Origin of the sequence: Vibrio sp. ED002, assembly GCF_023277445.1 — a bacterium.
In the GTDB taxonomy this organism is placed as follows: Bacteria; Pseudomonadota; Gammaproteobacteria; order Enterobacterales; family Vibrionaceae; genus Vibrio; species Vibrio jasicida.
Window position 1 is genome coordinate 2,126,767 of the sequence record NZ_CP080238.1, and the last position, 13,001, is coordinate 2,139,767.

The 13,001-nt window shown below is 35.5% G+C and carries 11 protein-coding genes; 1 reads left to right on the plus strand and 10 read right to left on the minus strand.

The features are described 5' to 3' along the window. Positions 1-27 precede the first annotated feature (27 nt). The 3 genes from galU to ITG12_RS09860 form a co-directional block, all read right to left on the minus strand. A complete protein-coding gene (galU, locus tag ITG12_RS09850; protein WP_248873001.1) occupies positions 28-906 on the minus strand; it encodes a UTP--glucose-1-phosphate uridylyltransferase GalU in 879 nt (292 codons plus the stop codon). A gap of 54 nt (positions 907-960) precedes the next feature. Further along, positions 961-1,965 carry an NAD-dependent epimerase gene (locus ITG12_RS09855; RefSeq protein ID WP_248873002.1) on the minus strand — a complete coding sequence of 335 codons (1,005 nt, stop codon included), beginning with the start codon at positions 1,963-1,965 and terminating at the stop codon, positions 961-963. Positions 1,966-2,030: 65 nt separating this feature from the next. Further along, positions 2,031-3,197, minus strand: coding sequence for a nucleotide sugar dehydrogenase (locus ITG12_RS09860; protein WP_248873003.1), 1,167 nt, complete (start codon positions 3,195-3,197; stop codon positions 2,031-2,033). A gap of 200 nt (positions 3,198-3,397) precedes the next feature. On the opposite strand from ITG12_RS09860, the gene ITG12_RS09865 reads away from it, so the two are divergent. After that, positions 3,398-4,408 (plus strand): sugar transferase, encoded by a 1,011-nt coding sequence (locus tag ITG12_RS09865; RefSeq protein WP_248873004.1) that lies wholly within the window; start codon positions 3,398-3,400, stop codon positions 4,406-4,408. 145 nt (positions 4,409-4,553) lie between these two features. On the opposite strand, the gene ITG12_RS09870 is transcribed toward ITG12_RS09865, so the two are convergent. The 7 genes from ITG12_RS09870 to ITG12_RS09900 form a co-directional block, all read right to left on the minus strand. After that, positions 4,554-5,567 (minus strand): acyltransferase, encoded by a 1,014-nt coding sequence (locus ITG12_RS09870; protein ID WP_248873005.1) that lies wholly within the window; start codon positions 5,565-5,567, stop codon positions 4,554-4,556. Between the two features lie 412 nt (positions 5,568-5,979). After that, entirely contained in the window at positions 5,980-6,798 is an 819-nt protein-coding gene (locus tag ITG12_RS09875) for an O-antigen ligase family protein (RefSeq protein WP_248873006.1), read from the minus strand. A 292-nt stretch (positions 6,799-7,090) separates the two neighbouring features. Further along, a complete protein-coding gene (locus ITG12_RS09880; RefSeq protein WP_248873007.1) occupies positions 7,091-8,281 on the minus strand; it encodes an oligosaccharide flippase family protein in 1,191 nt (396 codons plus the stop codon). Between the two features lie 8 nt (positions 8,282-8,289). After that, on the minus strand, positions 8,290-9,426 hold the full coding sequence (locus ITG12_RS09885) for a glycosyltransferase (RefSeq protein ID WP_248873008.1): 1,137 nt from the start codon (positions 9,424-9,426) through the stop codon (positions 8,290-8,292). Continuing rightward, positions 9,423-10,754, minus strand: coding sequence for a polysaccharide pyruvyl transferase family protein (locus tag ITG12_RS09890; RefSeq protein WP_248873009.1), 1,332 nt, complete (start codon positions 10,752-10,754; stop codon positions 9,423-9,425). The genes ITG12_RS09885 and ITG12_RS09890 overlap by 4 nt, the downstream gene beginning before the upstream one ends. Before the next feature lie 12 nt (positions 10,755-10,766). After that, positions 10,767-11,873, minus strand: coding sequence for a glycosyltransferase family 4 protein (locus ITG12_RS09895; RefSeq protein ID WP_248873010.1), 1,107 nt, complete (start codon positions 11,871-11,873; stop codon positions 10,767-10,769). Beyond that, positions 11,870-12,859 carry a Wzz/FepE/Etk N-terminal domain-containing protein gene (locus ITG12_RS09900; RefSeq protein WP_248873011.1) on the minus strand — a complete coding sequence of 330 codons (990 nt, stop codon included), beginning with the start codon at positions 12,857-12,859 and terminating at the stop codon, positions 11,870-11,872. The genes ITG12_RS09895 and ITG12_RS09900 overlap by 4 nt, the downstream gene beginning before the upstream one ends. Positions 12,860-13,001 lie beyond the last annotated feature (142 nt).

Consider the following 13,001-nt stretch of genomic DNA (forward strand, 5'->3'; position numbering starts at 1 on the left):
AAGCACATTGGTAACGAGACTGAACAACTATGCAGGTTCAGCAACCTTTACGGTTGGTGTTTTAGCAAGCTCAGCACTAGACGCTTTTTTGTATAGGTTTTCGTAGCAGTAGTTTGTCGCCTCGATGTAACCTTCTACACTGCCGCAGTCAAAACGCTGACCTTTAAATTTGTAAGCGATAACACAACCAGATTGAGCTTGTTGCATCAATGCGTCAGTAATTTGGATTTCTCCACCTTTGCCTGGTTCAGTATTTTCGATAAGATCAAAAATATCTGGCGTTAAGATATAGCGACCAATAATTGCTAAGTTACTTGGTGCTGTGCCCGGCTCTGGCTTTTCTACCATGTTATCAATTCGGAAGATGTCGTCTTTGATCATCTCACCAGCAATCACGCCGTATTTATGAGTTTCAGTTTCTGGAACTTCTTGAACCGCAACAATAGAGCAACGGAACTGCTTGTAGAGCTCTACCATCTGCGCCAATACACCCCACTCTTTATTCACACAGAGGTCGTCTGCTAGAACAACAGCAAATGGCTCATCCCCAACCAACTCACGCCCCGTCAGAATAGCGTGGCCTAAGCCTTTCATCTCACGTTGACGGATGTATGTGTAACTCGCTGAATCAATCAAAGAGCGGATATCGTCCAGCAGTGCTTCTTTGCTTGTTCCTGAAATTTGATGTTCCAACTCATAGTTTTTATCGAAGTGATCCATCAACGAATGTTTGCCACGACCAGTGACAATGCACATGCTATCCATGCCGGCTTCAATCGCTTCTTCAACACCATATTCAATCAATGGCTTGTTCACCACTGGCATCATCTCTTTCGGCATGGACTTAGTTGCAGGTAGGAAACGAGTACCGTAACCCGCTGCAGGAAATAGACATTTTTTAATCATTTAAGTGTTAACCTAGCTATTCATAAAAAACGAGGCTTTCGCCTCGTTTGGTATTTATTTGTTGTAGAAATCTTTATACCAAGACACAAACTCAGCAACGCCTTCTTTGACCGTTACCTGTGGCTTGTAACCTGTTGCAGCAAACAAATCTTCTGTATCTGCGTAGGTTTGATAAACATCCCCAGGCTGCATCTCACGGAAGTTTTTCTTCGCTTCGATACCGAGCTCATCTTCAATCGCTTTAACAAAGTCCATGAGATTAATTGGAGAGCCATGACCAATGTTGTAAACCGAGTAAGGCGCTGAACTGCTTGCTGGAGTTCCGGATTCTACAGTCCAGCTTTTATTTCGAGTTGGTAAGACGTCTGCAATACGGACTACACCTTCGACAATGTCGTCGACGTGAGTAAAATCACGCCACATATCGCCATTATTGTTAATATCAATAGTGTCACCATCAAGGATCTTCTTAGTGAAAATAAATGGCGCCATATCAGGTCGCCCCCAAGAGCCATACACAGTGAAAAAGCGCAAACCTGTTGTTGGGATGTCATACAGATGAGAATAGCTATGAGCCATTAACTCATTAGACTTTTTCGTTGCTGCATATAGCGATACTGGGTGATCAACACTGTCAGACGTCGCAAATGGCACCTTGGCGTTCAAACCATAAACGGAGCTCGAAGAGGCATAAACCAAATGGCCTACCTTATTTTGGCGACAACCCTCTAGGATGTTTAAGTGCCCAACTAAGTTTGAATCTGCATAAGCATGTGGGTTCTCCAATGAATAGCGAACACCTGCTTGGGCAGCTAAGTGAATAACTCGATCGAATTTCTCCACTGCGAACAACAGCTCCATTGCGTCACGATCAGCAATGTCTACATTAACAAACTTAAATAGTGGGTTTTCAATACGTTCTAATCGAGCATGTTTCAAGTTAACATCATAGTAGTCATTTAGGTTGTCGATCCCGACGACCTCATGCCCTGCTGCATTAAGTTTTTCTGCCGTCGCACTACCAATGAAACCTGCAGCGCCAGTCACTAAATATTTCATATTCTTAAGCCCTAATGAAAGAAAAAGCCAGTCTATGACGACTGGCTCTCAGGATTAAAATCTTATCAATCGCTACCAAAAAGATCTCGTGTGTATACTTTATCTGCAACATCTGCGAGCTCTTCGACCATCCGGTTAGAGACTATCACATCTACTTCTTGCTTGAATTCTGCAAGATCTTTGATTACACGTGAATGGAAAAACTCCGCTTCTTGAAGTACCGGCTCATATACGACTACCTCAATACCTTTCGCTTTGATGCGCTTCATAATGCCTTGAATAGAAGAGGCACGGAAATTGTCAGAACCCGCCTTCATGATTAAACGATATACGCCTACAACTTTTGGCTGCCGGCTAATAATCGAGTCTGCAATAAAATCTTTACGCGTGCGGTTAGCATCCACAATCGCACCAATGATATTGTTTGGCACTTCTTGGTAGTTCGCAAGCAGTTGTTTGGTGTCTTTTGGAAGGCAGTAACCACCATAACCAAAGGATGGGTTGTTGTAGTGGTTGCCAATACGCGGGTCTAGACCTACGCCCTCAATTATCTGACGAGCATCCAAGCCATGCGCCTCGGCATAAGAATCTAGCTCATTGAAGTACGCGACACGCATCGCAAGATAAGTGTTAGAGAACAGTTTAACTGCTTCAGCTTCTGTTGAGTCAGTAAAGAGAACTTGGATATCTTCTTTTGATGCGCCTTCAACTAACAGACCTGCAAACATTTCTGCACGTTCGCTACGCTCACCCACGATAATACGAGATGGGTGTAAGTTGTCGTAAAGCGCTTTACCTTCACGCAGGAACTCTGGAGAGAACATAACATTCTCACAGCCCAATTCTTCTTTAATGCGCGCAGTATAACCCACTGGCACGGTAGACTTAATTACCATTACCGCTTCCGGGTTAATCGCCATCACATCTTTAATCACCGCCTCAACTGAAGAAGTATTAAAATAGTTGGTTTGCGGGTCGTAATCCGTAGGTGTTGCAATCACCACATATTCAGCACCTTGATATGCTTGTTCTTTATCTAACGTAGCCACAAAGTTTAGTGTTTTCATCGCAAGAAAGTGTTCAATTTCAGCGTCCACAATTGGTGATTGCTTATTGTTTAACATCTCCACTTTTTCTTCGATAATGTCTACTGCAACCACTTCATGGTTTTGAGCTAACAACATAGCGTTAGAAAGACCAACATAACCGGTCCCAGCAACTGCGATTTTCATTGATTAATCCTTCAATTATTTTTGAGCGAGAATAGCAGATCTGGAGCACTTGAACTAGCCCGAGATAGCACTGAGTAAAAAGACGAAGACTGTATTACAGTATCGCACAGGCTTATGTTGGGATATAACTTTATCAAAAAATGTAGTATGATCTTTAATCTGTTAATTAGGCGAACCACATTTTTACCAACAAATACTTTATGACAAACAATATAGACAACACCTTTCAGAAAAGTGGGGTTTCACAGATGAATGATGCCCCTTCAGTTGGCAATCACCAAAATCTAAATACGGCATGCTCAGTGAGTTTATCTGAAGAGTGTCTTTATATTTACTGTCCAACATCAGATGAGAAGAAAATCTCCGACGTTTTACAACGACATCCTGAGATTGTCGCACAAGTTAACAACTACTCCATAAGGGACTTCAAAAATAAAACCTTATGTCATTTTAAAAGCTCTCACCTAGGTAACGAACAGCAAAGCTATCTTGTTGCGGCAACCGAGCTTGGTGCTTGGGTAGAGCCTCTGGTCAGTTACTTTGATAGACAACTTGGCTACACAGAAACAGAACTACTTCATAGTGGCTATTTTTTGCACCAAAAGGCATTTTCCATCCTTTCAAATCGCAGAAACAGTGGTCAAAAAAGGGCTATAGACTTACTATTTGTATTCATGTTGTCGTGGATCGCCCTGCCAATTGGATTAATCACAGCCTTACTCATAAAATTAGAGTCGCCTGGTCCCATATTCTTCAAACAAAGACGAACTGGGCAATATAATAGAGAATTCGACGTAATAAAGTTCCGTTCCATGCGTAATGATGCAGAAAAAGATGGAGCTAAATGGGCAACAAAAAATGATGCTCGAGTAACTCGTGTAGGAAAATTCATTAGAAAAACACGTATAGATGAACTCCCACAATTAATAAACGTATTGAAAGATGAAATGTCCATGGTTGGTCCTAGACCAGAAAGGGAAGTGTTTATCTCTGAGCTTGAAAAGGCAATTCCTTATTACCGCTTTAGACATGCAGTCAAACCTGGTGTAACAGGACTCGCACAAGTTAAATACCCGTATGGTGCCTCTGTAGAGGATGCTGTATGGAAGCATAAGTATGATATATACTATATCAAACATCAAAATTGGCGCATGGAACTGAAAATTTTACTGTTAACAGTAAAAACCGTTTTATTTGGCATGGGAAGATAGTTAAAAGTTATATTCATTTTCAAACTAATAGCGGCTTCAGTTAATTGAAGCCGCTTAATTCATGCATCTTAAATAGCCAGTCAATTATTTAAAAAGAAACAATAAGTCGTCTCTGTATATACCACCATTAGAATTTGCAAGAATTCTAACCATTTAATTTAAAAGTAAACCTTTTATCTCTATAAGCCTGCCTCATCAATTTCATTATCGGACCTTCTATATAAAATGTTAATATAGAAGCTAAAATAATGGATATTATAAAAGCAGTAGCGATAGAAAAAAATGGTGAAGCTTCGAGTTTATATCCAGTATTTATGATTACATAACCTATGTTTTGATGAAGAAGGTAAAGAGAATAGGAAATTGAGCCTAAAAATGTAAACACTTTTACTCTTAATATTCTAACATTACAAAAAACAGAGATATAAACCATAAATACAAAAAAAACTGACAGGCAAAAAACACTAAATTCATTAGATATGTACATTAACCAGAACGACATTAATAATAATATAGAATTAGATAATCGAAGCCCTTCTTTGTATCCTTTAAACAAAATTATACCTATAGAAAAATAAGGCATATATTGTACAATAAATATTTTTTCAATGTACTTATTTTCAGGTGTAAACCCTAAGTTATAAGCCATGGAAATAACCAGCAATATAAATATAAACTGCTTAATGTGGTTCAACTTATTTAAACATAATAAAACAAACATCCAAAAATAAAATATCAGCTCGACTGTTAAAGTCCAATATACACCGTCTACATGTCTAACTTTAAAAAACTCTTGAAGCATCGTAAAGTTAATAACAGTGCTAGTAATGGGTACTTCTCGCCCTGGCAATCCAAAAGAATAAACAACCAATGTTGTGATAATCAGTGCAATCCAGTAAGCCGGAAATAAACGAGTAAATCTAGATGCTATAAAATCAAGTGGTTTCTTCACTCGTTCAAGACTCATAAATATTACAAACCCACTAATTATAAAAAACAACTGGACTCCATACTTCCCCCAATATGCCCAATCAAAATTAAGACCGTGATGTTCATATAACTCATTATATCTATATAGATAGTGATATATGACGACGGCTAATGCAGCAATACCTCTGACGGAATCTAACTCTACAAACCTAATTCTTTTCACACTCATAAAACTACTCTAATTCCAATGCTGTACTCTGATTTTTAAACAAGGTATAAATATGAAAAATATCTTAGCTGATATAGATTAATAAACATTCAGAGCTGATGTATACCACGCAAGAACACAAATCATTAAAACAATCAAATATAGTATTTTCACTTAAACACATCAAATCAATTCAAATAATCAACAATAAATTTAGTTCTGTTTCTTTACTTTTTTTAATTGAAACAGTCAAAACCCTTGCTAAGTACAATCAATACGGATTAAATTAGCAAGACCATACTCACACTCTTTCAATCCACAAACAATGCCTGTTTTAACAAACTTAAACAGTCATTAAAAATATCTTTCCTCAGGAAGTGATATCTCAAGCCAAATGCGATTAATAACTTATTACGTAATATAAGTTCTCATATCAAGCATACAAGTCATTTGAATACTCACTGACCAAAATAGCAATAGAAAGATATAACCAAAACTCTTTAGAAATATATGGGTCGTTTACTAATGAAAACACCAACAATGGAAGAATAATAAAGTAATATTCTCTTTTAAACTTATTTCTAAGACCAAGAAATAATATAAAAACAACCCAAGACAAGAAATAAATCAGACCACCCTCAGCGAGTAATCGCAGATAGTTGTTATGAACTTGAATAGGATTTCCATTCTCTGTTTCATAGAGTGAAAATGAGTTATTACCGACCCCATAGAAATAATTCTCACTAAACAAATCAATAGCCTTTATCCAATGCTCAGTTCTACCACTAGAAAAATTAGAATTCGATGCATCAAATCTCGATAACATAGGCACTAAATCCGTGTTTATTAACGATACAACGCTAAACAAAATTATTATTAGAATAGCACCGTAAAAGATCTTATGCTTACTATTCATATATAGATAGAGAATCAAAGGAACTAGGGCAGCAAGAATTCCTCCCCTTGAACCAGAGAAGAGAATAGCAATCAATACAATGAATACACATCGTTTTTTGTATCTAACCTTGGGTAAGGTTAAGCAAAGTAGAGGAATAACACAAATGGTAAGTGCAAAGTAATTTGGATTTGTCTGAAATCCCGTAAGCCTTGCCATACCCGTTTTTTGATAAATAACAAGATCGAATATAGGTGAAGAATTATATATATTTAAAATATAAAACGCAACGCTAATAAAGGAGACAATCATTGCCCAAAAAATAAGAGAATTCAGGGCATAATTTGTACCAGTCAAACTACAAATATACCTCACACTATAGAACACAAGGACGCCTTGACACAAATATACGACATGATTTGCTAGAAAAGAAAGATGTTGAGTAAAATATACTTGAAAAAGTGCAGATATAATAATAAACAATATTAAACCAAATGTTTGAATATCAACTTTAGCCCTTGTCTTAGTCAAAGAAGACACTACGCTGAGGACAAATATAAACACTAACATTATTTCAAATGTTTTAGTTGGCAAAACTCCCCGAAAAAACAAAGAAAAAAAGAACAAATTACATAGAACGAATTTCATTTTATTTATTTCTTTTATTAAAGTTCAGAATTAAACTCATTGCAACTGTAACAATATATGTCATACTTCCTACAAAAACAAATAGATGCAATGATAACATTACATCATTTTTTAACAAACCAAAATATAAAACAACACACTTTAATATAAAGTCGCTCATCTCAATTAGTGCATATTGTTTTATTTTATTGTTAACAATAAATGTCCCAGAAGCTGGAACTTGAATTATGGACAAAATTAACCATGGAAGTAAAACTATTATTAAATCACTAACTTCAGACCAATTATTACCAAGAATAATATCAATTGCTATGCCAGAGTAAGTATAAATTAACAAGCCTAGAGTAAGACACATTAATACTAAAGGTATAAACCACTTTAAGTAACAATATAATTTATTCTCTGAACTTCGATACTCTGCAATAAAAATCTGTCTAATTGCAATATTAACAAAGTTAACTGGAGAACGAATAAATCGTTCAGCAACGACATACAAACCAAGTAATTTATATTCACCCAAATAACCTAAATATATTATTGGCATATTCGTTGATATTGAGTTTAATAGCCCTTGTGGAAGCGAATACTTACAAAATGGAAGCTTATCTATTAAAACGCTTTTTATTAATCTAGGGTTTCGACAGCTAACTACAACTACCTTCAAGGTATGTTTTAACCTTCCACTAAGAGAGATAAAATTAGAAAAAGCTAAAGATAACACTAAAGCATATAGAGAAGGACTTATGCCGCCCAAAGAACTTTGAAGGAAAGCTGCTATAAAGCCTCTTTTTAACCGAACTTTAGAAATAAAATCTATATTAGAACGTGAGGTTTCATAATATATTAAAAGCTGATTTATTGATATGGAAAAAGAAAGTATTATTAATAGACCCATAAACTCTAAGTTATTAAACTTAAAAGCCCCATATATAGTGCTAGCTAAAAAACTGACGACTGCAGAAATAACAACGCTAACACTTAATATATGTTTGCTTTTTAGTTTTGTTGGAGTCGAAACCAAACTAACATCTAACTTTAGTGCACTATTAATACCTATAATTGTTGCAATTGCTAATATCTCACCATAAATACCTACCGTTTCAGGTAAGTAAAATCTAGTAACAATCGGTACGGATAAGACTAAAAACAACTGCCCAAGTAAAGAGTATAGTATACTTTTTTTTCTAGACATATATGAATTTATCTTTGAAAGTTTGACTGATAAAAGGAAAGCCTCTTACCTTTTAGTATATCTTTAGTATACTTAGAAGACTGATCTAAACTATGTCGGATATACCTTTCCTTTTCTTCAATGCTGCTATTAATAATTTCTAAAATATCTCTAGACAATTTACTCGAATCACCAGGAGTATGAATAAACTCAGGAAGTGTCAATTCATCTAAACCGCCAGCATTAGATGATGCAACGATACACCCTCTGCTCATAGCTTCGATCGTTGCTCTAGGTAATCCTTCTTGGAACGACGGTTGTATATAGATATCGATTAAATCTAACCATTCAAATATTTTATTTTTTTCTGATATAAAACCATCAAAATAAATTTCTACACCATATTTATCAGCTAATACTTCAAATCGACTTGGGTCTCCTTTCCCTAAAACCCTCAGCCTTACGCCATTAAATGACTTTAATGACTTTATAGCAATATCAATGCCTTTAATATCATTATCTAATGCGCCAATAAGCCCAATATTAATGCTTTTATTATTTCTCAATCTATCTATCCGAGACTCTAAGCAATCATAGTTAACATGCGATATTGAAACATTAGAGGCATTTTCAGAATTACCGTGAGGATATTTTTTTTGTAATGCGTATTCGGTAACATATAAAGCTCCGTCACACAAACTTACGCAGTTTTTCATTCGTTTTCTTATAACAGGAGCATATAGTTTTGCTTGTAGTGTTCCATAACCATTTAATCCATCAAACGGGCAACCTACAACTTCACAAACAATTGGTTTATCGAGTTTTTTTGCATATTTTACCGCAGTAAAACCTATTTCACTGGGTAGTCTTACTACCACATAATCAACCTCTTCAACAGCCTTTTTAACCGTACTTTCATTTATTCCAAACAAAAGAGAAGAAAGACTCGACAAACTAGGAGATGGTTCAAAAATCACATTCTCCGAGCTAGCGATCGCACCAAGTTTCTCACCATTTTGATACGCTCTTTCTCGGCAACAAACCAAAATTTGCTTTACTCCTTCAAGAAAATAGCGCTCCCATAATTCCTTATCAAGCGTTCCTGAAGTATATCTAACACCATGTTTATTGATGAAGATATGATCGTGAAAAAAGCCTACTTTCATAATAAACCTCTAATATCATTAATAATTCGGCTTCTATCTTCTTCAATATCGAGCTTTGCTTTATCTAACTTTGACTGATAATCTTTTTTATTTTCAACAAGATTATTAAAGACTACTTCTAATTCTTCACTTGAGATAGATTCTATATCAATCACATAATCTTCTAGACCAATCTTTCTCATTATACCTCTAGTTTTGTTGCCACCATAAGCTATAGCCAATGATGGAATATTAGATATCTGGGCGAATATGACCGAGTGGAATCGAGTACCTATTAAATAATCCAAAGTACTATAAACGTCTAGCATTTGTTTATAATTTCTATCAGCATCGATAACTGTATAGTCAACCTTATCATCAAGTTTTTCTACTACATCATTGATAGCAATACGATCTGTTTCATGGGCACTTGGACCTTGTACTTGTACTATGAAACTGAAGCGAATCTCAGATTTATATTTATTACAAAAGTTGGCAATGGAATTTATATAGTTACTATACTTTTCACTTGGGTCACTAGACCCAGGAAATCTATAAGGTCGAACCGTAATTCCAACATTAAGTCTAGTGTCGTTACTATTTTCTTTATGACTTACTAATATTTCTAGGCTATCATTTTTAGAATAGTAGCCTAAATCAAAGCCAAATTTTGCATGCTTAACTCCAATCGATTCTAAGCATTCAATAGAAATATTTTCTCGAGCATAAATAAGATCTATTTTATTAAATACATATTTAATAAAGCATCGATTAGCCCAACCAGTTATTGGCCCCACTGAATTAGGTAACAAAATAGTCTTTTTTCCCAACCTTTTTGCTAAAAGTATGTAATATAATCCGAACCAAAGATAATAAAGGTCTTCAAGCTTCCCATATGTATGTAAGAATCCTCCCCCCTTCACAACAAAGAAGTCTGTATTTTTAATATATTCGAAAGCACTTTGGTGCTCTTTGTTAGGAAATAATATATTAAATACTTTTGTTGACGGCATAATAAGAAGTAAAAAATGCCTAAAGAAATCAAACAAAGCCATAAGACCAGCTCTAATGAATTGAACTTTATTTGCATGTACTCCCTCTGAGTCGTTTTCTTTGTAGTTTACTCTTTTGGGATTTTCTACGATATTTCTTATGACCTTAAACCCTGCATCACGGGTCTGCTTTGATTGTCTAGCTCGGTCCTGACTATTCATTCCATAATCAACAATAGCAATATCATTATCATTGTTGTTCAACGAATCTTCTAATAAATATGCTGCTTCCCATACTAAAGCTTGATCACCTCGATTTAAATCGGTACATGCAGGGATAATTAAAACTTTTTTCATCGTAAATTTTTCTCAATTACAGGTTCTTGCGCACTCTTGATATACAGATAACGTTTTATTATACATTTTCTCTACCGTATGCTTTTCTTTAAATTCAACTAAATTATGCGCTCCAATTTTATTTCTCAATTGTTTGTTATTAATCATTATTTTCAGCGCATTTGTTAATCCTGCTACATCTTTTCTTTCAATCAAATATCCATTTATATCTTGTTTTACCGATTCATTGTTGCCACCAACATCAGATGCCACAATAGGCAATCCCGCTCTCATGGCTTCTAATATAGATAGTGGATACCCTTCCCAGTGCGATATCAATAAAAAAACGTCACTATTTGCAAGAAGCATATCAACATCATCTCGTTGACCTAAGAAAGCGACTTTATGGTTAATCCCAAGTTTATTAACTAAGCTTTTATATTGTTCCTCTAGTTTACCTTTACCAACTAAACGCAAGTTCCAGTTTAATTCTCTAATATTTCCTAAAGCATTTAATAATGTTTCATGGTCCTTTTGCTCAGAAAAACGAGCAACCATAATTAATGAAACACTCTCTGAAGAACCACTAATCTTTATATCTCTATTTAGAGTTTTAATACCATTATGAATAACAACCTGTTTATCTTGACAAGACACTTTATGTGCTATAGCTAGTTTTTTATCTTGTTCGGAAACAGTAATAATTTTTTTAGTATATCGAGAGAAGTAGCGTTCTATCATAATGTAAAACTTCTTTTTCTTTCCTTCTATACCATCAGCAAAGGACCACCCGTGAGCTGTAAAAATAGTATTATGATTAGATAGAATTGCAGCTAGCCTTCCAACAATTCCGGCTTTTGATGAATGTAAAGTGATTACATCAGGATCAAACTGTTTGAATGCTTTATATAATTCATACAAAGCTAATATATCTTTACTCGGAGAAATTTTACGTTGTAATGAATCAACAATTTTCACTTCAATATTTAAATCTCTTAATTGTTTTTCAAATAGCCCTTCTTCTCCAACAATAACTAGGACGCTATGCCCATCTTTTTGAGCTAGTTCAGCTAAATCTCTTACATGAACTTGAGCTCCACCTACTTCGTCAGCTTTCGTTATGACATAACAAATTTTCATACTTTTGTTGTCCTTTTTTCTTTTGCTAAACCAACAAAGGTGTAAATTATAACAACAAACATAGCCAGTAATAATCCTAATAAAGAACCTAGAACAACGATGAGACCTCTCTTTGGCGAAGCTTTTAGCTCTGGAGCATACGCGGGGTCTACTACTTTAAATATAAATTCCTCTTGCGCTTGAGCAAGCATTAAGCTTTTAGTTTGTTCTTCAATAAGTTTATAGAACGTACTTTGCATATCAGCAACTGAAGTTTTTGTAAGCTGATTATTTAGATAGCTAAGATTTTTCGATGTTTCCTTAATCGTTCTTTCTCGCATTACTCTATTAATGTCTTCAATTAACCACTCAACCCATTGCTTCGCTATATAAGGTGAGAAAAACTTAACTGAAATCACATATAGTCGACTTTCTTTATCTTGTTCTACTTTAAATACGTCTTCCTTAAAAACACTAAAAGCTTCCTGAGCTGTAGGTTTTTTTCCTCTTAATCCTTGAGGTTCTCTTAACCATTCCTCCGAACCTGTATCATATATACTTTCATCTATAACTAGCTGGTTACTTTGCATATCCCATCCTTTGGCAGCCATTAAAGGAACCAATAAGTTATGTTTGTCGATAAATTCATCGACAAATTGGCGTGAGTTCATAACTTGTACTGCTAAGTCTGTCTGAGAAGATTCACCACTTCCGAGATTAACTCCAGCTAAAGCTGCTAATCCGCCTAACTGCCCCGCCATCTTTGATAAACCGCCACCGTTTGCGCTTTCTGTCGGAGATAGCAATGCATTAGACTTGTAAACATTAGGTAAGCTCAAGGCAAATAAAACCGAGCCAATTCCAAAGATTAACGTAGAGACAATGATAATCCACTTTCCTTTCCATAACGCTTTAAAAAGTTCGCGTACGTCGATTTCATCATCTGTAGATTGTGGGTGTACTGGGTAAGGCAGGTAGTTTGGATTGGATTCTTTTTGTGGTTCCATTGGTCTTTAATCCTAAGCTCTGAAGTTCTTTACATTAGACTCAGAGATTGGTGAAATTTGATAGATTATTCTCCGGCTTTCAAAACACAACCGCGCTGTGACAAGATTCCTCGTCTCGCTTCGGCTCGCTGGAATGACGGGC

Excerpts from the sequence above, each read along its gene's own strand:
- ITG12_RS09880 (WP_248873007.1), bottom strand. The coding sequence starts at position 8,281 with ATGTCTAGAAAAAAAAGTATACTATACTCTTTACTTGGGCAGTTGTTT.
- galU (WP_248873001.1), bottom strand. The coding sequence starts at position 906 with ATGATTAAAAAATGTCTATTTCCTGCAGCGGGTTACGGTACTCGTTTC.
- ITG12_RS09890 (WP_248873009.1), bottom strand. The coding sequence starts at position 10,754 with ATGAAAAAAGTTTTAATTATCCCTGCATGTACCGATTTAAATCGAGGT.
- ITG12_RS09885 (WP_248873008.1), bottom strand. The coding sequence starts at position 9,426 with ATGAAAGTAGGCTTTTTTCACGATCATATCTTCATCAATAAACATGGT.
- ITG12_RS09900 (WP_248873011.1), bottom strand. The coding sequence starts at position 12,859 with ATGGAACCACAAAAAGAATCCAATCCAAACTACCTGCCTTACCCAGTA.
- ITG12_RS09895 (WP_248873010.1), bottom strand. The coding sequence starts at position 11,873 with ATGAAAATTTGTTATGTCATAACGAAAGCTGACGAAGTAGGTGGAGCT.
- ITG12_RS09855 (WP_248873002.1), bottom strand. The coding sequence starts at position 1,965 with ATGAAATATTTAGTGACTGGCGCTGCAGGTTTCATTGGTAGTGCGACG.
- ITG12_RS09870 (WP_248873005.1), bottom strand. The coding sequence starts at position 5,567 with ATGAGTGTGAAAAGAATTAGGTTTGTAGAGTTAGATTCCGTCAGAGGT.
- ITG12_RS09865 (WP_248873004.1), top strand. The coding sequence starts at position 3,398 with ATGACAAACAATATAGACAACACCTTTCAGAAAAGTGGGGTTTCACAG.
- ITG12_RS09860 (WP_248873003.1), bottom strand. The coding sequence starts at position 3,197 with ATGAAAATCGCAGTTGCTGGGACCGGTTATGTTGGTCTTTCTAACGCT.